Annotated in this window: 16 protein-coding genes; 7 read left to right on the forward strand and 9 right to left on the reverse strand. The window is 64.0% G+C overall.

Going from position 1 to position 19889, the window contains the following annotated elements:
* Window positions 1-149: 149 nt before the first annotated feature.
* A complete protein-coding gene (locus tag NX1_RS10730; RefSeq protein WP_068057226.1) occupies window positions 150-3470 on the forward strand; it encodes an AAA domain-containing protein in 3321 nt (1106 codons plus the stop codon).
* 174 nt (window positions 3471-3644) lie between these two features.
* Here NX1_RS10730 and NX1_RS10735 read toward each other — a convergent pair whose 3' ends face one another.
* A complete protein-coding gene (locus NX1_RS10735) occupies window positions 3645-5504 on the reverse strand; it encodes a DNA/RNA helicase domain-containing protein (RefSeq protein ID WP_307650448.1) in 1860 nt (619 codons plus the stop codon).
* Window positions 5505-5688: 184 nt separating this feature from the next.
* On the opposite strand from NX1_RS10735, the gene NX1_RS36895 reads away from it, so the two are divergent.
* Window positions 5689-6129, forward strand: a complete 441-nt coding sequence (locus tag NX1_RS36895; RefSeq protein WP_169812215.1) for a hypothetical protein — start codon at window positions 5689-5691, stop codon at window positions 6127-6129.
* A 385-nt stretch (window positions 6130-6514) separates the two neighbouring features.
* Here the strand turns inward: NX1_RS36895 and NX1_RS10745 are convergent, their stop codons facing one another.
* The 8 genes from NX1_RS10745 to NX1_RS10780 all read right to left on the reverse strand — a co-directional run bounded on the left by NX1_RS10745 (window position 6515) and on the right by NX1_RS10780 (window position 13793).
* Window positions 6515-8227, reverse strand: coding sequence for an ADP-ribosylglycohydrolase family protein (locus tag NX1_RS10745; RefSeq protein ID WP_084501312.1), 1713 nt, complete (start codon window positions 8225-8227; stop codon window positions 6515-6517).
* Window positions 8197-8919, reverse strand: coding sequence for a DarT ssDNA thymidine ADP-ribosyltransferase family protein (locus NX1_RS10750; protein WP_068057231.1), 723 nt, complete (start codon window positions 8917-8919; stop codon window positions 8197-8199). The genes NX1_RS10745 and NX1_RS10750 overlap by 31 nt, the downstream gene beginning before the upstream one ends.
* Window positions 8916-10307 (reverse strand): 3'-5' exonuclease, encoded by a 1392-nt coding sequence (locus tag NX1_RS10755; protein WP_068057403.1) that lies wholly within the window; start codon window positions 10305-10307, stop codon window positions 8916-8918. The genes NX1_RS10750 and NX1_RS10755 overlap by 4 nt, the downstream gene beginning before the upstream one ends.
* Before the next feature lie 39 nt (window positions 10308-10346).
* Window positions 10347-11315 carry a pentapeptide repeat-containing protein gene (locus NX1_RS35270; protein WP_157119666.1) on the reverse strand — a complete coding sequence of 323 codons (969 nt, stop codon included), beginning with the start codon at window positions 11313-11315 and terminating at the stop codon, window positions 10347-10349.
* A 102-nt stretch (window positions 11316-11417) separates the two neighbouring features.
* The gene (locus NX1_RS10765) at window positions 11418-11783 is read right to left on the reverse strand and encodes a hypothetical protein (RefSeq protein WP_157119667.1); all 366 of its coding nucleotides are present in this window, start codon (window positions 11781-11783) and stop codon (window positions 11418-11420) included.
* A 12-nt stretch (window positions 11784-11795) separates the two neighbouring features.
* Window positions 11796-13169 (reverse strand): CdiA C-terminal domain-containing protein, encoded by a 1374-nt coding sequence (locus NX1_RS37345; protein ID WP_068057238.1) that lies wholly within the window; start codon window positions 13167-13169, stop codon window positions 11796-11798.
* Complete coding sequence (locus NX1_RS10775; RefSeq protein ID WP_068057240.1) at window positions 13166-13468, reverse strand: WXG100 family type VII secretion target; 303 nt, start codon at window positions 13466-13468, stop codon at window positions 13166-13168. Before NX1_RS10775 ends, NX1_RS37345 begins: the two co-directional genes overlap by 4 nt.
* 16 nt (window positions 13469-13484) lie before the next feature.
* Window positions 13485-13793: a WXG100 family type VII secretion target gene (locus NX1_RS10780; RefSeq protein WP_068057242.1), complete on the reverse strand. Its 309-nt coding sequence runs from the start codon at window positions 13791-13793 to the stop codon at window positions 13485-13487.
* 488 nt (window positions 13794-14281) lie between these two features.
* Here NX1_RS10780 and NX1_RS10785 point away from each other — a divergent pair, with 488 nt between their 5' ends.
* From NX1_RS10785 to NX1_RS10805, 5 genes are all read left to right on the forward strand, one after another.
* Window positions 14282-14530 (forward strand): hypothetical protein, encoded by a 249-nt coding sequence (locus tag NX1_RS10785; protein WP_068057244.1) that lies wholly within the window; start codon window positions 14282-14284, stop codon window positions 14528-14530.
* A gap of 191 nt (window positions 14531-14721) precedes the next feature.
* Entirely contained in the window at window positions 14722-15522 is an 801-nt protein-coding gene (locus NX1_RS10790) for a hypothetical protein (protein WP_068057246.1), read from the forward strand.
* Window positions 15519-16604, forward strand: coding sequence for a hypothetical protein (locus NX1_RS10795; RefSeq protein WP_068057248.1), 1086 nt, complete (start codon window positions 15519-15521; stop codon window positions 16602-16604). The genes NX1_RS10790 and NX1_RS10795 overlap by 4 nt, the downstream gene beginning before the upstream one ends.
* A gap of 167 nt (window positions 16605-16771) precedes the next feature.
* On the forward strand, window positions 16772-18256 hold the full coding sequence (locus NX1_RS10800) for a hypothetical protein (protein WP_068057250.1): 1485 nt from the start codon (window positions 16772-16774) through the stop codon (window positions 18254-18256).
* Window positions 18256-19554: an AAA domain-containing protein gene (locus NX1_RS10805; protein ID WP_068057252.1), complete on the forward strand. Its 1299-nt coding sequence runs from the start codon at window positions 18256-18258 to the stop codon at window positions 19552-19554. The genes NX1_RS10800 and NX1_RS10805 overlap by 1 nt, the downstream gene beginning before the upstream one ends.
* The last annotated feature ends 335 nt before the right edge of the window (window positions 19555-19889 follow it).

Raw genomic sequence — 19889 nt, forward strand, 5'->3', positions numbered from 1 at the left:
GGAGGTCTTTGACTAGAGTCCCATGGGCGCTAAAGCCAACAGGAACCTAATCGATTACTGCAGAATGCTTTTCGTCCGATGACCTACGGGCGAGTCGGGCCGCGCCTGCCTATGCTGCTGTATGGCGGGCTGAACAGTTAGGGGGGTATGTGGGCTGGCGCGAAGAGGTGGTCACCGCACTGGGTGCATGGCTGGAGGCGGAGGGCGGCGGTGGCGACAAACCGCGCTGGCGACGGATCGGCCGCGCGGTCCGGGCCGCGGAAGAGGGCATGTTCAGCATCGATGTTCGCGGGCTGAACATCAACGCCGATCAAGTCCAGGCCGACAGTCTCCGGCTCGCCGGTCCCGACGAGTCCAGTCTCGAGAACAGCCACGCGGTCATGGACGTCTCTCAGGACGGTTCCACACTCCGCGTGCGAGTCGCGGAATTCGTCGACCCATCCGATCCCACCCTGTGGCTGTATCAGCAACCGCCGACCTTCCTCATCGAGTCGCTGCGCAAGGGAATCGCGGCCATCAACGAGGACGGCCTGGCGGGTTCTCTGGCCCGGGGCGAGCTCGCGGGCACTCTGGCCCCGATCGGCACCGCTGCCGATGTTCTCACTCCCGCTCAGAACAAGGCGTACCGGGCGTGCCGTGGTTCCGGTCTGTGGCTGGTATGGGGGCCGCCGGGAACTGGCAAGACGTCCGTACTCAAACGCGCCATCAGTGATCTGATCGCCGACGGCAGGCGCGTCTTGCTGGTGTCGGCCACCAATATCGCCGTCGACAACGCTTTGGCGGGCGTAGTGCGCGAAAACCGCCACGGCTCGGGGCAGTTGGTGCGCGTCGGGCCACCCCACCTCCGCGAGGTGGCCGAGAACCGTGAGGTCTGCCTGCCGCTACTGGTGCGGGACCGACTGTCCGACGTCGAGCGCCGACGTGCCGAGCTTGCCGCCGAGATCACCGAGATCACGGTTCGCAAGAAGCGTCTGGATGCCCTGGACGCCGCACTCGTCGATTTCGACGCCGTGACCTACATCCAGGCCAGCACCCGGCTCTCCGACCCCGAGTTCACCGTCGAACACATGACCGCGGAAATCGAGCATCTAACCGAGCGGCACCGGGTCGTGAGCGAATCCCTGCCCGCCGCGGAGCTCCGGGTGGAGACGGCGACAGAGCGAGAGACGGCGGTCAGCACGGATCGCCGAATATGGGCACAGGTTGAAGAATTGAGCCAGGAGGCAGCAAACCTGGCGCAGGCAGCGGCCAAAGCCAAGTCCGATGCCGCAGTGGCCGAGGCGTCCGTAAAAGCCGCGCTGCGCGAGCTGTCCCGTCTGCACGGGCAGCCGCCACTGAACCGGTTGCGTCAGCGCGCGGCTCTCGCCGAAGCCAAGCAGAAGCTGCAGGCTGCGGAAGACGAGCACGCGCATCTGGCAGAAAGCGCCCGCACGGCCGACTCGGTTGCCACCGTCCGCCGAGCCGAGATCGCATTGGATATCGACCGGCTGACCCGTCGAGCGTTGATCGATCGCCGCACCCTCGACCGCATCGCCGCGGAGTTGCGCGAAGCCACCGCGACCGCCACCGTGCTTCGAAGCAACGAACGGACCTATTCGGCACGACTGCGGCTGCTGCACAGCGCATTACGTGAGTCATCGGACGCCGCGGAGATCGTGGCGGAGGCCGCCCGCCGCGGGTATCCCGATCGATACCGCGACGCAGCGGAACTACGGCCGCAGGTCACCGCCGACAACTCCCGGCACGCCGCCTTGGTCGAGCAGCATCGAAAGATCCAGCAGGAGTACGAACAGCTCGCCAAAGACGCCCAGGGCGAGATCATCCGCTCGGCGCGACTGGTCGCCACCACACTCGCCAGATTCCGCACCAACATCGCGGTATTCGAGGGACCCTATGATGTGGTTCTCGTCGACGAGGTCGGCGCCGCGACCTTGCCCGAAGTGCTGCTCGCGGTCTCGGTGGCCCGCACGACCGCCGTACTCCTCGGCGATTTCCTGCAACTTGGGCCCGTGTTCTCCGAAAAGCTGCGCATGAGCCGCCGCACCGACGTCCGCAGGTGGCTACTCACCGAGGTGTTTCAACACTGCCGCATCAACAGCCCGGCGGCGGCGCAAGGCCACGACTACTGCATCACTCTGCAAGCTCAACATCGCTTTGGTGTCGATGTCATGGAGCTGGCGAACACCCTGGCGTACGGCGGAGTGTTGACCGCAGGCGAAGTGGCGCGGGCGCGTCAGCGATTCATGGTCGCGGGCGACGCCGAGATCGTCATCATCGATACCGACGGTCTGGGTGAGCTCGCGCAGATCTACCGCCTCGGCCGGGCGAAGGGCTGGTGGCCCGCGGGAATGCTGCTCGCGCGGGCACTCGCCGATCTTCACTACGGGGAGGGCAACACCGTGGGCGTCGTCACCCCATACTCCGCGCAGGCCGACGCGACTCTCGAGGCGTTGCGCGAAATCGAGAGCCCCACGGGAACAATCGCCGATGTCGGTACCGCGCACCGGTTCCAGGGCCGCGAGTTCGGGGTTGTGATATTCGATCTGGTCGAGTCCGCCCTCGGATCGGGTATGTGGATGGCCAAAGCCCGCCGGTCCGACACCGACGACTGGCAGAACAGCGGGCTGCGCCTGTTCAACGTCGCAGTGACCCGAGTACAGCAGCGCCTCTATCTCATCGGGAGTCGCAACCGAATTCTCGCGGCCTCGCCCGATTCGGCGTTAGGCGCGGTCCGCAGCCTGATCGAAGCGCGTAGGGTCCGTACCATTCCCGCGGCGCATTTGGTGGCTCCAGTCGGCGATTCGGCTTCGCGCCTCGGGCCGTTCGGCTCGCAGCTGGCCGAAGTACTCGGCCGACACGTCGAGATATCCAGCATCGAGGACGAAGACGCATTCTATGAATTCCTCGGCGATCGACTGGCTCGAGCGCGGCACTCCATCTGGATCTGGTCTCCGTGGGTGGCCAAGCGTGTCCGCTCGCTCTTGCCAGCGCTGGACGCGGCTCAACGGCGGGGGGTGCGGATCACCATCTTCGTGCGTGACCCGAAGAGCGCCAAACAACCGACGTTCCCCGCATTCGTCAACGAACTGAAAGCGGTCACCCCTACCGTGATCGCGGTCAATTACCTACACCAGAAAATCATCGTCATCGACGAGAAGCTCGTCCTTCTCGGCAGCCTGAATACGCTCTCGCAGAGCCACAGCCGTGAAGTGATGGTGGCGATCCACGGTAGTCACTTCGCCAGACGCGTACTCGACCACGAACACGCAGAAGATTTCGCCAAAGTGCCGCTGTGCCCGCACTGCGGTACCGGCGAAGTTGATCTGCGGCGGTATCAGCCCCGTGACAGTGGGCCGCACTGGCGCTGGCACTGCTACAACGAGAAATGTCCGGGCCGCAAGGGAAATCGAGCGTGGACGACGCAGATAGCTCTGAAGTCACACAACCGGAAACAGCGTTCCAGAGACTGAAGGTCGGCTCAGCCGATATCCGGCAGCGCCAGTCGAAATCGGTTCGGTTCGCTACTGCCACCGTGTCGGCGATCCGACCGATCGTTGTCGGTGATGCGACAGGCGAGGATATGATGGGCCACCGGCACGGCGAACCTGGATCTGTGCCGCTCACTCGGACAATCGATCCGATGATCAAGGCACCAGATCGGTGAGGAACTCCTGGGTCTCGGGGTCGGTGGCGTAGATGATTACACCCCGCATACCGCGGGTGAGCAGTACCTTGTAAACATTGCGGATAAGCTTGTCGAAATCCTCGTCGAACAGTCGCTTCGACTTCATAGCCTTGTCCTGGTTGCTTCCCCGCACGCTGGCGAGGCGCCCGTCGCGAACCACCAGATCGGGTCCGATGATTACGCCCGCCCAGTCGTATTCGAAGCCTTGCGCGGTGTATACACAGCCGATCTGATCGAAACCGGCCGGATCGGTTGCCCAGTACAACCTGGACGGGACTCCATTGACCGCCCTGTCGGACTTCGAATTCCATGGCATCGACCACGACCCGATGCGAACGTCGTCGACCAGGCTGCCATCAGGGTTCGGATCGCTCCACGGCCAGCAGTATCCGGCAGTGACGCGCGCCGACTCCCCGGCGTCGTTTTTCGCCCGCAGAAAGTCCCGCATCTGTTGCGGTGACTGCGCCACCCGAACCTCGAAGTTCGGGTGACCACGCCACAGAGTCGGACCGCCAACCCGCAAGCCGAGTAGCCGACGTACCCACTCGTCATACTCTTCGCTACCACCGCACCGGAACAAGCCATCCAATTCGATAGGGTGCACCGGGTAGCCGGCACGGGTTGCGTGCGAATGGATCTCCTTGAAAGTTCCCACTTCACCCGGCCGAACGACCTGATATTCGTCCAAGAGGAACACTGGGACCTTGGCCGCAGCGATTAGTTCGTCGACCTGCGGCCGATCGGTGCGCTTCTCCTTCTTGGTGAACCGGTTGGTCGAAACCGACCGGATGCGATGAGCTTCATCGCAGATCAGTACATCCAACTCGTTCTTCCGATAATCGGCGAACGTGCGGTAGTACTGGAACAAGCCCTTCAGCTCGGTAGAACCTCTCGCTGGGAATTTCCGTAGCGATTCGGTGAACGCTTGTGAGCCGGTCGCGTGCCGGACCCGTTTACCTTCGCGGTGTAGTTCCGCGAGCAACGTGACCGCGATGAGGCTTTTCCCGCTGCCGGGACCGCCGGTGACGATCACGACGCTCTTCTGATCCCGCTCGTGGGACAACCGCACCTGGTCGAGCACCCGCTGGTAGGCTATCTCCTGCTTGTCCAGCAGTGAGTACTCTGTTGCACTCCGCAATTCCGATGCCGTCAAGGCAAACAGGCTGGGTCGCTGACGGATCGGGCTCTTCAACAACCGTTCTGAGGTGGCAACGCCTGACTCCGGCGCGAACCGACTCTTCAGGAACCTCAGAAACTCGTCGCGCCCCTCTCCGGTGAACATCCGGCCAAATCGATCGGGTTGTCGGGCTCGCAGGGTACTGATCGAGTTCTCGGTCGCGTTGTGCAGGTAGGCCACGCCATGTACCGCGTGCGGCCGATCGTGGAGCACCTCGACATATTGTGCGAGGTATTTGCAGTAGCCGCGTACCTGTTCGATCGGATGTAGCTGTTCATCTGGTAGCCCACGAGCCCTGACAATGCGGTCGCTGTTGTACGCCAGCTCGGCCTCGCTCCACTGCTTGAGCTCGACAACTACATAGCTGTCTTCACCGGTCTGCGGATCGATTCCGCTGAGGATCACGTCCGCCCGGGAACTCGTCTCCGGCAGCCGATATTCGATCAGCATGTCGACCTGCTCCAGTCCGGCATCCTGCAAGTCCTGCGCTAACCGTGGGAGGCTGGCTTCCCAGGATCGCATCTCGGAGTTACGCTGCCCCGCTTGCCGTCGTAGATGATCGGCGATCATCTCGGCGAGCGTCGCCTCGGCCGACCAGTTCAGCACCTCTGCCGCGGTCGACCGCAGAGCCTTCTCCACCACGCCCCTCTACCCCTAGGCAGCACGAAACCTCGTGCAGCGGGGGGCCTATCCGCGCAGCGGAAGCCCGTCGGGCCGCAACATGACAAGCAAGATCGTATCCCATCTTCTCACTCCGGTCCGATCCTCGTGTCGTACAAGACATTCGACTTGAGCTGCGGAGCTGCCCACCGCCAGCCCGCCCCCCATGAACGCGATCTGGCTAATATATGGCTACCATCAGTCGGGCAATGGCATCCCTGGTGATCCGAACGCTGGCCGGATCAACCATGCCGGATCGGATACTGCCGGGCCTATGGCAGGATCTCTGCCCATGGCACGCTCGACAACGATCACGATCAATGGCAGTCATGTTCAGATCAGTGATGAACAGATCTTCCTGGCCACCCGTGACCAGACCCCGGGGACGCCGCAGACTTACGTGGTTCTTGTCAACAACGTCCTTTGGCCGCCGACTCAACTCATCCGATCGGCCACGGGAGTGCCGGCAAGCTCTGGTGAGACCACCAATTACAACTCGCACGCCGCGCTGAAAGCATTGAACGAGCTGGGCTTCGCGACGTTCGAGCGGGTGGAATACGACGCGCGGGGAGCGGTAGTGGTGCGCGAAAGCCGCAAGCGCAGCTAGGTTCTGTGTCGAATTGTTTGGGTTGGTGGCCTCTGATTACTTGTGTCGGAGCCATTGGTTGATGGCTGCGACGTGGAGTGTGGCGAGGTAGCGGACGGCGAGTTTGTCCGCTGCCTTCGCGGCGTGCTCCGGCGGCGTGAAGATGGGCTCGCATGGTCGTGGAATCCACACAGATCTGCCCGCCAACGGATCCCGTCGATGAGTTGCCGTCTGCTCCACTGCGGCGGGCGACCCGTTGGTCGTTGAACCCATCTACCGGAGTCCTCACCCATTCACCAACGCCCACAACAGCGTTCATCGAGCACAGCAGCCCTGCCGGAGACCTCTTCGATCACTTCGACACAGGCCCTACGTGCTGGTGGAGGATACGGCCATTATGCTGCCGCTACCCGGAGTCGTCCGCACGAAGTGTAAGCGTCCGACCGTCCGGGTCCGTCACGGTGAAAATACCGCTTTCCACCCGAACGATGTCCGCACCGACCCGACGCAGCGCGGCCTCAGGCTCGGGCACCGCCAGTGTGATCTCAATTCCGCCGGCAGGCTCTAGTCCCCCGCGGGACTGGCGAATTGCCATGCCTGGAACGACGGTCACGGTATCGGCGCCGACCATAAGTTCGGCACCGAGGAGCCTGCCGTAGAAATCCGCGCACCGACCGAGATCGGAAGTCGGCAGAACCGTCTCGATGAGCCGTCCACCGGATCGATCGCGGCATAGCTCGGCGGAATCATGATGAAGTCGCACCTCACGTTCGGGCGCGATCGGCGTATCGAGCATGACGGACTGCCCCTCGTCGAGACATAGCCGCACCCGCTGACGTTGCTCGTCCAATCTGTTGATTCCGGTTACACGGAAGGTTCGTCCATCCGGAAATACGCCAGTATCACCGCATTTCGATGACGCCAGACCATCGACGGCCGCCCGGCGCTGTCCGGACGGACGCCTATCCGGGGGCTGCACCGGAACTCCTGGACCGGAGGACAGATCCGCCGCGACCGAGACGAGATACGAAGCGTCCTGGACCGAGGTTCCCAGCGATCCGAGCCATTCGTACCCGTGCATAGCACCCAGCAGACCACCGGCCATCGACGCGAGAGTATCGGTATCGGCCTTACGCAGAAATGCCGCCGCTACGAGTCCCGACAACGGCTCGTCGGCAAAGTGCGCCGCGACGAAGATGGCGCCGGCCGCCGTGATGGTTCCGGAACCATTGGAATCGGAATCACAGCAGCCGAGTTCACGTAGCGTATCTTCCGGCGCGCTCGCCGATCCTCCGCGCAGCGCAGCGTCGACGACCGTCAATAGCTGATACATCTCCCCGCAGGTCGCCGACCAAGTGGCTATGAATTCGTCTACTTGCTCGGGCGTACCCCAGTCCTCGGGCAGCAGCTCCGCGGCTCTAGTCGCCTCGACGAGGCTGCGTTCGGCGACACCGAGGATTTCGCCGCATCCCAACACCGACTCCGTCCGCAGCAGATACGCCAGGACGTGCGCGTAGACGAGCGCTCCCACCAACGCCCGCGGATGACCATGGGTCGTGACGCCATCGCGGATCACGCGCCCGGTGAGATCGCGCGGGCCGGACGCACAGATCGCATGCGGCGCGATCCGCATCGCGACACCATTGGCCCCTGCGTCCCTATACGTACGCAGCGATCGCGTACCGTTCGATCGCGGAGGAACCCGCCACGGTGCGACGCCCCTCGCCCAGGAAGCGGCTGCCCGCAGAACTGCGCCGCCACCGCCGCGCTGATAGATTGGCCACGTCGGCAACTCGACCTCGACGAGCTGCGCCGCCCAATGCGAACCGTGTAGACAGGCACGGGCGGTCGCCAACATCAGCTGCGTATCGTCGCTGTACGCACCGGCGTCGACCACATCGCGATAGCGGGACCGATAGTGACCGGCCGTCCGCGTCCACGACCGGAACACCGGCTCGGGCTGCCGCTGGTCCCGCGCTCGCTGGCCTCCGAGCAAACCTCCGCGCTGTTCCTGCGGCCACCCGAGCGCATCACCGCAGGCCGTGCCCACGATCACGCCGCGGGCTCGGTTACCGAATCGGCTAGCGCTCAAGGTTGTCCGCCCGCTACTGGCCGCCATACCGTCTCCTCGAGGCGACTCGAGGTGGTGACCGCGGCGCTGACCAGCTGTTTGTCGAAAAGACCCAGCGAGACCAGCGAAGGAATCGACTTCGGGACCGACGTGATGCCGATGCGCTGCACTCGCCCGTACTCCTCCTCGGCGGCGTCGGCCGAGGGGAAAACGATCGCGCGCACCGCCGACAGCGGTATGGGACCCGGTACCAACAATTCCGCTTGGACGTCGGTCGGACACCGTGGGTCATGGTTCGCACCCCGGGTACGCACTCGGTTCCCCTGCCCGGAAACGCTGGCCGCATAGCACCGACGCAGCGCCTCGACACCCGGTGCCGCACCACCGGCAGCGGCGTTACGCGCGCAGAACAACGTCCCGTGCCGTGCGGCGATTTCCTTGTCGATCAGGAAGCACACCCAGTCCGGGTAGCTGACGGCGTTCGGCTTGCTCTTGGCCACCGACAGGTAGTACGCGTTCGGGTATTGGAAGCTGCAACACACCCTGTCCGGATGCCCGTCGAGGCGCTCGAGGTCGGTCTCGGTAAAACAGGCGCGGACGTCGTCGCGGAGTTCGGCGGCGCTTCGTAGTTCGCCGTCGGCGAGGATGTGTCGCAGGTTGCGCGCCGGCGTGAAATGCGCCAGACGTTCGAGCGGCATACTCCGCAGTTCTGCCAGAACCTCGGCATCGAGCAGGGTCATCGCCCGCCGCCGTACAGGGTGTCGTCGAAGGGCGGCAGCAGGGGCGTCAACTTTCCGGAGTACGTGATGACGACCTCGCTCCTGGCCCGCGTGACACCGACGTACAGCAAACGACTTTCACGCCCGGCGGCCTCGTCGAAGCCGAACGACTGGATCACTTCCGGGTTGGGCATGCTGTCGACGCCGCAGTACGGCATCAAGACGATGTCGAACTCCAGCCCCTTGGCGGAGAAGTAGGTTCCCGCGTAAATGCCCTCCGTCACATCCCATTTCGTCATGTCGTCGTGCAGTATGCGCACATCGCTCAGACCCTGTACCGCTCGAACGGTATCCTCCCGCGTGCGGACAAGCACCCCGATTCGTTTGGTGTTGCGTTCCAGTTGCGCCTTCCACGCGATGTACCCGGCCTCCGCGTCGCGGTTGCGGCAGTGCATCAAGGTCGGTTTCCTGCCGGGCGCGCGCCGCGGCTGGTTCGGAACGACAAGATCAGGGGCGTCCTGAAAGTGCGGCATCTCGGCGATGGCCAACGCCAGCCGGGCGATCTCCGGGCTGTTCCGATAGTTGTCGAGGAAGGTCTCGACCTTCGACACGCTCAGTCCACAGGACCGCCACGACACACCCCGCCCATAGATCTGCTGGGCATAGTCCGCGAAGAGGGTCAGGCTGCCGTCCGGGGGGATCGACTCGGCGAGCGAACGAATGGCCTCCGGCGAGAGATCCTGTGCTTCATCCACAATGATGTGCCGGTAGGCACGCTCGGTCTCGTCTTTCGCCAGCGCGGTACGCACCGCCGAGGCCACCGAAGGCCAGTCGTACTGCAGGTTCGCCTCAGCTAGCAGTTGCCGGTATGCCTCGCGCACTTTCCACACCGCGGCGCGCTGATTCGACTGCAGCGCCACGCCACGACCGCGCCGACTGACTTCGAGGTACTCGGCTTCCGAGGCCAGTCCGTGACCGTCGATCCATTCCAGCTCGTCCTCGAAGAACCGATTCGGTCGATCGAAGAAGGCCCAACCGGGGTACTCGGCCGCAACACCGCGGACACCTTTATCGATCAGTGCCTTTCGCCGATAGTCCTTGGCAATCGCGTTGCTGCCCAGCACCTTCCGGCTCATCAGATAACTGGTGGCGAACTGACCGTAGGTCTGGATCGTGATCCGGCCACGATACTCGGCGGCAAGGTGGCGCAGGTATGTCGACAACGAACGATTGGAGGTCAGCACCGTGGTCGGGCCGTTATCGCGCGTACGCCTGTCCGCGAGATGCGCGGCCCGATGGATCGCCATCACTGTCTTCCCCGATCCGGCGGTACCGAGCACAACATGATGACCGCTCGCCCGTAGGTACACGACATCGGATTGACGGCCGTCCGGCATGGGCAACGCCACGAACACCCTCCCCCACTTGGAAACTGATCCCTGCGAGGATCACAGGAACCGTTCGCGATAGTAACGGATCGAGGGGTCAGTCGCATCAGCTGTCCCGAACGAATGATGTTGCAGCACTGCGCAGTTCATGACAACCAGCCAATAGTCTCCCGGGCCGATCGACGCCGGCTGGCGATCACACGTAGGCGTACAGCTGGTAAGTGTGATCCCACCGGCTCCATCGCCCTCAGGCCACACACCGACCTGACCACCGGGGTAGCCCAACGGGCACGCCACCTCACCTCCCTGAGAGATCGCCGATGAATATCCATGGAGTGCCATGCACAAGTGGGATATGACCAGATGCGCGTTCAGGCGAGATGTCACTCCACCACGCGTATTTCGGGGGCCCATGGCAGCAAAGCATTCCTCCAGTTGCCGACCCGCGAGGAGTTGACCGTCGACCAGCACCGGGGCCGCGCACCTCACCGCGGGCATAGCGACCTTGGCACCCGACAGCTGCGCTTCGCTCAGGCGGGTGGCCGTCGGGCCGAAGTGGCATCCTCGGAGATCCGCACCACGAAGATCGGCTTGCCGAAAGTTGGTTGAGCTCAGCCCACACCCGCGCAGATTCGCCTGGCGCAGACGGGATTTCACGAAGCTAGCCCGGAATAGGTTCGCGCCGGACAGGTTGACGCCTTCTCCTTCACACCCGTCCGCCTCTGCCTTGTGGAGATTGGCACCGGACAGGTCGGAGTTATGCAGCTTTGTACCGAGCAGCGTTGCCCGGTCCAGGTCGGCTCCCGCGAGATTTACACCGTCGAAATCAGCCATGGCAAGATAGGCGTCGGAAAGATCGAGATCTCGGAGATCTGCGCCGTGGAAGTTCAAACCAGCACCGCCGAGCACACCACGGAGACCCTCACCCGGAGCGGTACGGATCCGAATGTATTCATGCAACGCGGTTGACGCGGCGCGGTCGACCGGCCATACGCGCACCTCGTACGAACGTTCCCCGAATTCCTCCACCACTGCTCCGCAGCACCCGTTCAACTCGCCACACCAACGCGTCCAATCGACCCCACCTTCCGATCCATTGCGGGACTTAAAGGTAGATGTAGCCGAAAAAGGCTAATGGTTGCCCGTCGTGGCCAGGAGCTTCTGCAGATCGAATACCAGCAACTCGCTGTATCCGCCGACGCTCGCCAGATGATCGAAGATCGAGCGAGCAGCTGATTCTTCGCGCTGCTTGTTTCCCTCGAGGTCGCGAATCGTTACAACTATCGGATATTTCGAAAACGGGATTCCGAAATCGTCCTCGTAATCATGTGAGGTTTCCACCTCGACGACCCAGTGCTCGACAATAGCCCGGTGAATCACTGCGTCGCCCGAAGTATCATCGAGATGCAGCTCGGCGCCAGCTGCGAGTCCTATATCTCTAATTGCTTCTGCGTCACTCTTGCGAGCTCGCAAGAATATCTCATGGAATGCGCTCATAATCCTCCCTCTCTATGGCCACACAATTTCCCATCCATCTCCGACTATTCGAATGTTGGTCATCTTACCTGGGCTCGCGCCGAGGAAGCGATTCAATCCCCGTCGAGCTTCATCCTCAGTTATTCCACTACCCCGACCATCGATAATGGCACTTTGCGCCTGGCCGGACGCACTGTTGAGCGCGTTCTTCACTGTCGAGTTGGATGCCCCATCGGTTAGTGTCTTGAATTCCGTCGGAACCCCGTCGACTGTGGCATCTGGGGTCCTCTGCGCGCCTTCGGGAACCCCCTTCACATCTTTGCCTTCATCGGCTAGGAGGTCTGCGATCTTTCGTTCTTCGGGACTGAACGCCTTCTCGGACTCGTCGATCTTCCCACGCTTCTTGGGTCCATTTGGCCCGCCCTGGCCGCCGTCCTTGCCATCCTTCTTTCGCAGTATTCGGTCGCGTAGCTCCCTCATTTTCTTCCGGGCACTCACCATTTTTGCTACCGCATCATCGGCCAGCCCTCTCAACTGAAGGGCCTTGCGTGCTCGCCAGGCGGTGACGGCCGCTTTGATCGTCACGGACCATCGTCGTGCCGACTCGACTGCGCTAGCCCCAGCGATGATGCCGCCTACGCCCGTGATACATGTGGCAATGATGGTCACGGTCGCTTTGATGGCGGCCTCGCGAACAATGGATTCGATGTATCCCAGGATCTGCTTGCGCAGTTCTTCGATGGAATCCTTGTAGCCTGCGCAGGATTTGCTTATCGCCTTACAAGTATCGAGCAGATCGCCGATCGAGGCCTCGATGCTCTTCAGATCTTCGCGAACCTGGCCCACATCATCAGATTTGACTTGGTCGAACAGCGTCACCGAGATCGTGATCTTGTCCTTGGCGTTCGTGTTCTGGTAGATCGTGCCCAGGCGGTCCCATGCATCGGCGGCTTTGGCAAGTTTCGTTGTGTCACCGTCTGGCAGCGGGCAGTTGATCGCGTCGAGGACTTCGACTGCCGTTTCCGCGAGACCTATCCCGCTTCCGCCGGCTGCGGCGGGCACCGAATAGGGGCCGAATCCCTTGGCTGCGGGATCTTTTGGCCTCTCCGGCTGCGCCGTTCCCTTCAGCTTCGCATCGGACTGCGCATGGACGAATCCGAGGTCGTTGAGCGCGACGCCATAGGCATACAAGGCCCCATGCGTCTCCTCGAAGAGCCCTACCGCGTCCGCGGCCGACTGGTTGTAGTTGGCGGCCCACGCCCGCCCATCCTCGTCGATTCCGGCCATTGCCCCGCAGCTGGAGAGTTCGCTGAAAACGAACCTGAAGCTGTCCCACAAGGCTTCTGCGGCATCGAAGCAGTTGGTGGCAGCCTTGTAGTAGGCGCTCGGATCAACGGCTAACGTCATATGCCGAGAATCCGTCGGTTCTCGGAGACCGCACTGGTGTAGCCTTCGTGCGCAACCTTCACCGCTGCTTCGAGGGCTGCGAGGCCTTCCTGCATATCGGTGACGCCTTTGGCCCACTCGGCGTGTGCTTCTCTATACGCCAATGCCGCCGTCCCCACCCAAACACCTTCGACTTCCTTTGCCTTCTGCTCGATTTCGGCGAGCCGGTCGGCAACGGCGGCGGCGTATCCGCGCATGCGGGCGGCCAAGTCCTCCAGTTTGTCGAGATCAACTGAGAACGATGGTGTCTCCGCTGTCATAGCTTGTGATGTCCGTTCACGGCAAGTCCAGGGAGCTGATCCCAGCCGCATGTGACTGGTCAGTCGCGCGGAGGGTTTCGGCAGTCACACCCAGCTTCTCTGCCAACTCGAACAACGCGTCCCACACCTGGTCAGCGCCTTCGTGGAACTCCGCCCACCCCGCAGCGAAGATGTCAGCGTTGTTTCCGGACCAGCTGTCGATCGTGGCGTGAGTATCCGCCACCAGCGACGCGTATCCGGACTTACACTCCTCCGCGACGGCATATGCCAAACGCCCTAATGCCCTGACTTCGTCAAGATCGACCGACAACGATGCTTCAGCCACGGCATCCCCCTTTCCAGCCGAACTGGCTCCAACGCAACGATACCCGAGGCTCATAGAGTTTCTAGGCAAGAGGCACAGCAGTCACGTCGTCCGGCCTGCCATGACATGCTGAAATCCGACTGCGACGGCAACCTGCGCACTGGCCGAAGGCCTCGAGCGCTCGCCAATTGGGCAACGCGACCGATCTCCGATCAGGACAACTCAGCGGACACCCGTTCCTCCCTCTCCATCTCGTCGACCTCCCACATGCACGAATCGCAGAGGAGCGGGAACGGTCGGCACCGGGATCGGGTCCGCGCCACACCGCGTCCGCACGCCGTAGACAACTTTCGGACAACCCATCTGCCACCGTCGCCGACGAGCCCTCAATATGTAAGCAAGCACATCGATCTCCTCGCCACCACAAAGTGAATTACCCTCCGGTACCGCGTGATTCGTCGGCAGATTCGTGGCAAACTGCCGACCGCAATACAACTGGATGGAGCACCATGAAGTACATCGTCACCCTCGCTTCCGCCGCGATCGCGGCCTTCGGCTTCGCTCTCGCTACCCCGCAGGAAGCCACCGCCGAACCCTCCAACTGCCACGCCTCTTACGTCCCCTGCCTGCCCATCGTCAGCGACGTGGACTGCGAGGGCGGCAGCGGCAATGGTCCCGTCTACACCGGCCGCGTCCAGGTCATCGGCCCCGACGAGTACGGACTCGATCGCGACGGCAACGGCATCGGCTGCGAGTGAACGAAAGGGCGGCCCCGCCTCGGCACGGCCGCCCATCGCCCTCGCAGCGATTTCCGCGCATACCTGAGGAATTCAGTTGTCGGCCCCGGCGGATACCGTGCGGACAGCACTACCGCTGTCACCGCACTCCGACTCCGGGTAAATGCTGGAAGTTACTGGATTTCACTGGAAGATATGGATACGCTCGCGCCATGACCGACGCCGCCGAGAAGCTGGAGGCGCGCATCACTGAGCTGCGTGCCGAGGTGCGGCGCGCGGTGACCGCAGGGGATCGCGCGACCGCCCGCCAACTCCGAGCCGAGTTGCGGCGGACCGAGGACGCTTGGGATTCAGCCGTTCTCGGGGCCGAGACGCCGCAGGCGGAGGTGCCCCCGGAACGGACGGAAGCGGCCGCGATGCCGATCCGCGAGCACGTTCATCGCGCGCTCACGCTGATCGGCGCACCCGCTTCGCCGAAACTGGTTCTGGCGGTCCATGAATCGTTCTTCTCCGGCGCGATCGCTCCCGCCCGGCTGACCAGTCTGCGCCGCGACGAGGAGCGGTCGTTCCGCGCCTCGCCGTTCACGCGCCCGTACTACATCTGCGCGGCCCTCACCGCCGATCACCTCGCCCCGGCGCGCGGACTGATGGCGGTGAGCACCTGGCCGTTGGCGCAGCGGATGATCGGGCCGCTCAGTCCGCGTGTGGATCTGCTCACGGCGACCGTCCGGCTCGCCGAACAAATTGCCGCTCAGCCCGACTGCGGACCCGGTGCGCGACGGGTGTTGTGGAAGCTGTCGGTTTCCGTTCCCGGCGTCCAGGGTTCGCCGGACACGATCGACCCTGTCGCGGTGATCGACGCAGCCACGAGAGAGCTCGCGGTCCACCGCGACGAGGACACCCGCCGCCGCGCCGAGGCCGCGCGACGTGCGAGTCAACAGCTCGATGAGGCCTCCCGGTTGTTCGGTGTCCGGCTCGGTGTGGCTGGCAGACGACGAAACGAGGTGGGATGAACACACTTTCGGCACGGCTGGATGAGCTGCGCGGTGCAGCGCCGGCGTGCCGCCACAATGCCCGCACCATTGCGGCGTTGACGGCGAATCCCGGCTGCGCACGGCGCGCGCTGCTGGACGCGGCGGCGGCCGACAAGGCAGCCATCGCCAGGGAGCTGGGCTTTCCGCCCCGATTCGGTCAGTCGCAGTTCGCGATCACGCGGGGCAACGCGTTCGAAGCGATGGTGAAGGAGAACGGTTGCGCGGAGCTGCTCGCGTTGCTGCGCGACAAGCTGCACCTCCCTATTCCCGAGGTCGCCTATCACGATCTGAATTCGGTCGGTGACAACGCGGGTAATGCCGTGCGCTACAAACGGACTCGTCAGCTGCTCGCCCACGCGATCAGTTCCGGCGAGGGCACCCTGTTCGACCATCCGATGCTGCGGCTGGACATAGCGGGCGCCACCGCCTATCTGGAGCCGGACGTGGTCGCGTTGCAGATCGGCGGTCGCTTCCACGTGGTGGAGATCAAGTCGTTCCCCGTGGTCGACGGGCAGGCCGATCCGATGCAGGTCGCCGCGGCGGCGCGGCAGTCTGCCGTCTACGTCATCGCGCTGCGCGAACTCATGACCGAGATCGGCGAATCGCCGGACCTCGTGTCGCACAACGTGATCCTGGTCTGCACCAGGGATTTCACCAACCGGCCCACCGCCGAGCTGGTCGACTTGCGCAAGCAGATCGCGGTCGTGTCGCGTCAGCTGTCGCGGCTGACGTCCATCAGCGAGCTGATCGAAACCCTGCCGGAGGGTGCGTCGTTCGCGCCCGGTGAGCATCTTGCGAAGACGATCGCCGATATCCCCGCCCGGTACGCGCCCGAATGCATGTCGTCGTGCGAGCTGGCTTTCGCGTGCCGCGATGCCGCGCGGACGACCGGCTCGGTGGACGCGCTCGGCCGCGGTGTCTGCGACGATCTCGGCGGCCTTGATGACATCGACACCGTGCTCGCCGTCGCCGATGGTTCGCGCGACCTCGGGCCCGAGTTCGCCGACATCACCCGGATGCTGCGGCAAGCCGATCGGCTTCGGCTGGAGATCGCCGGATGAGCAAACGGAGTGAGCGAATCATGTGCCAGCGCGCATCGCGCATGCGGGAGCGGAGCGTCAGGAAGTGCAGGCATGGGCGAACCGACCAGGAAGCGGCGCGTGAGCAAGTGCATCGGTCGCCGGTGCGCGACACGCATGCCGACGCTGAGCGACGGTGAGCCTCAGAAATGAGTGCGCTGACCGCCCTCGCCCGCCTGTACGCCGTACGCGCGGGCCGCGCCCAGCCGATCGCCGACGTGCGCCACACCCACCTTTCGGACAATCCGCTTGTCATGGTGCCGCTGAAGCTGGCAGGTGAGGCCGCCGCACCGCTGGCGGTCATGGTGGGCACCGATCCCGCCGCACCGACACTGCTGACCGTGCCGCAGCCACGAGACCGCGTGCTGCGCCTGCGCTTCCTCGCCGAACTCGCCGATATCGTGCTCCCCTACCTCACTGCCTACGCCGAGAGCACCGAGCAGGTGACCACCAAGTCGGGAGAAACCTACGAGCGGTGCGTCGACGCACCTCAGCTGTGGGTGCCGAACTCGGGCGGAGTGGGATTCCTGAAATTACTCGGTCGCTCGGTGCGTTTTCACCGAACCGAGGGCGAAAATGCTGTCCCCGAATCGATTCCGCTGCTCGGCCGTTGGCTCACGTGGTTCTGTGATCGCGCCGAGCATCCCGGGTCCAGCACGCTGGTTCCCCTCACCTCGGCGCTCTCGGCGCACTGGGCTACCGGCCAATCCGCCCTCGAGGACGCCAACCTCGCGGCGCTGCTCGGGTGGATCGCTCCTCCGCCCGGCAGCACTGGCCCCGAGGCCGCCGCGCGGGCTGAAGACCCGCTGTCGGTGCCGCCCGCCGGTCCCGCCACCGACCCCGGCTTCGACAATGAAGAGCTTGCCCCGCTCATCGCCGCATACGACGCGGCCGAGGACGACGCGGCGAAATCCTCTGCAGCACGGCGCATCGAACGCGCGCTGCATGCCCAGGTCGAGCCGACCTGGCAGCTCATGTGGCAGGGGCTCGCGCTGCTGCGTGAACTCCCGGCCGGTGCGCGAGTCGCCCGGCGGTGGAACGAGGACGTCGGGTCGTTCTCCTACTTCGCCGGATCGGTGTCCGAAGGTGTGCCCCAAGCGCGGCGGGATTCGGCGGTGTCAGCCGTGCGGAAGCTTCTCGATCGCGAGCGAGCACTCGAAAAGTACGAGGCGGAAAAGGCTTTCGACGATCCTCGGGTCATGGTCGAACATCGCCTGGCCGGAACGGCTTTCGTGGGAACCGTCATCGGTGTCGATCCGCTCCGCGTTGTGATGAGTGAGAAGAACCGTCCCCTGCTGCGCCCGATCCTGCAAGTGCGTACCGCCGATCCGCTCATCGCGGCCGAGGGCGATGAATTCTGCAATGTCGGCAATCCCACCCAGACGGCAACGGTGTTGCCGGTGGAGGGCGATCACGACTACGTCGTGCTTGAACTGTCCGGCGGGATGGGCAGCGGGAAGGTCGCCCGCCCAGGGTCGGTTCCCGAGCTCGGCGCTACTGTCTGCTTCGCCGGTTTCAAGATCGGTAGTGGCGGGCCGCCCGCGAAACTTCCCGCTCGCGAAGAGACTCCGTGGACACACGGCGGCCCGCCGCCGGAGTGGACGCCGGACTCCGAACCCATCGAGGAACTGTGATGCGAACAGCGGACGCGGCCGTCGACGGCATTCTCACCGACCTCGCCGACACCTCGCACCGCGCCGTCGTGGTCGATTCACCGCCCGGCGCAGGCAAATCCACGCTCGTTGTGCGTGCGGCGCGACAGCTCGCGGAATCCGGTGGGCAGCACATCGTCGTCGCGCAGACCAACGAGCAGGTCGATGATCTCATCGATCGCCTGGCCACCGCCGATCCCGCGCTGCGTATCGGAAGGTTGTCTCGCGCGGGGTATCTCAAGCCGGAACGCATCGACCGGCCGAGCGTGACCGTCGGACAGAAGGTCGCGGACCTCACCGAGAGCACCATTCTCATCGGCACCGCGGCCAAATGGGCGACGATCGACGATGGGCGGTGGCCGCACGCCATCGTCGACGAGGCGTACCAGATGCGATCGGATATGTTGCTGCGCATCGCGAATCGTTTCGATCACGGACTGTTCGTCGGTGACCCGGGCCAGCTCGATCCGTTCGCGACAGTCGAGGTCGGTCGGTGGGCGGGCCTGGACTGGGATCCCACGATGAGTGCGGTCAGCGTGATGCTGGCGAACAACGACGACATCCCCGTGCACAGCCTGCCCGTGTCTTGGCGGCTGTCCGCGACGGCGGCGCCGGTGGTCTCGAAGGCGTTCTACCCCTTCAACGAATTCCGAGCAGGAACCGGAATCCACGATCGCCGGATGGAATTCGCAGCGGCCGGGCTGCGGGGCGCGATCGACGACGTGCTCGATGAAGCGGCAGAACACGGTTGGGGCTGGTACGAACTGCCCGCCCGTCACACCCTGCGCACCGACAGCGAAGCCGTCCGCGCGATCGCCGAGATCACCTGCCGCCTGCTCGAACGCGGCGCGACAGCCCATTCCGAACAAGGCTCCCGCCCGGTGACGGCCGAACGAGTCGCCGTCGGGACCGCCCACCGCGACCAGGCTGATGCCGTGCGCACCGCACTGCGTGGAACCCCGGCCGAAACGGTCACCGTCGACACCGCCAACCGCCTGCAAGGCCGCGAATACGATGTCACCGTGGTCCTGCACCCACTGTCCGGCCGCCGGGACGCCAGTGCATTCCACCTAGAAGCGGGACGTCTCTGCGTTCTCGCCTCCCGCCACCGTCACGCTTGCATCCTCGTCGGACGCGCCGGCATTCCCGAGCTCCTCGACGCCCACCCCTCCGCCGAACCCGTGCACCTGGGCGTTCCCGTCAAGTTTCCCGACGGCTGGGAGGCCAACCAGGCCATCCTCACGCACCTGTCCCATCACCGCGTCGCGGCAAACGTCTGACGCTCCGACACACTTCTTCCTTTCCGAGCAAGCGCTTCGACCCCCGACGACCTTGTAGTTCGGTCTGTCATCCACCTGCCAGACGCCTCACTCCATGCCTGGCGGTCTGCGTTCGGTCTAGTGCGGCGAGCGAGTCGCGGTCGACCGATTCAGAACTGAAAGGAACCCGATCGCAACTCGGTACGTCCAACCTTGCTATGGAGAACGTCAACGGAAAGAAGCACAAAGAACCAGGTAGCAGCGACCCACAGCGTCGAATGAGACGGCAGAACCATCGGTGTGACGGTTGCCGCGTGCGAGTCAATCGACGAAAGGAGCCGATGTGATGGGACGCC

This window comes from Nocardia xishanensis NBRC 101358 (assembly GCF_001613365.1).
Classification (GTDB): domain Bacteria; phylum Actinomycetota; class Actinomycetes; order Mycobacteriales; family Mycobacteriaceae; genus Nocardia; species Nocardia xishanensis.

Excerpts from the sequence above, each read along its gene's own strand:
- NX1_RS36895 (WP_169812215.1), top strand. The coding sequence starts at position 5,689 with ATGAACGCGATCTGGCTAATATATGGCTACCATCAGTCGGGCAATGGC.
- NX1_RS10745 (WP_084501312.1), bottom strand. The coding sequence starts at position 8,227 with ATGGCGGCCAGTAGCGGGCGGACAACCTTGAGCGCTAGCCGATTCGGT.
- NX1_RS10750 (WP_068057231.1), bottom strand. The coding sequence starts at position 8,919 with ATGACCCTGCTCGATGCCGAGGTTCTGGCAGAACTGCGGAGTATGCCG.
- NX1_RS10765 (WP_157119667.1), bottom strand. The coding sequence starts at position 11,783 with ATGAGCGCATTCCATGAGATATTCTTGCGAGCTCGCAAGAGTGACGCA.
- NX1_RS37345 (WP_068057238.1), bottom strand. The coding sequence starts at position 13,169 with ATGACGTTAGCCGTTGATCCGAGCGCCTACTACAAGGCTGCCACCAAC.
- NX1_RS10775 (WP_068057240.1), bottom strand. The coding sequence starts at position 13,468 with ATGACAGCGGAGACACCATCGTTCTCAGTTGATCTCGACAAACTGGAG.
- NX1_RS10785 (WP_068057244.1), top strand. The coding sequence starts at position 14,282 with ATGAAGTACATCGTCACCCTCGCTTCCGCCGCGATCGCGGCCTTCGGC.
- NX1_RS10790 (WP_068057246.1), top strand. The coding sequence starts at position 14,722 with ATGACCGACGCCGCCGAGAAGCTGGAGGCGCGCATCACTGAGCTGCGT.
- NX1_RS10795 (WP_068057248.1), top strand. The coding sequence starts at position 15,519 with ATGAACACACTTTCGGCACGGCTGGATGAGCTGCGCGGTGCAGCGCCG.
- NX1_RS10800 (WP_068057250.1), top strand. The coding sequence starts at position 16,772 with ATGAGTGCGCTGACCGCCCTCGCCCGCCTGTACGCCGTACGCGCGGGC.
- NX1_RS10805 (WP_068057252.1), top strand. The coding sequence starts at position 18,256 with ATGCGAACAGCGGACGCGGCCGTCGACGGCATTCTCACCGACCTCGCC.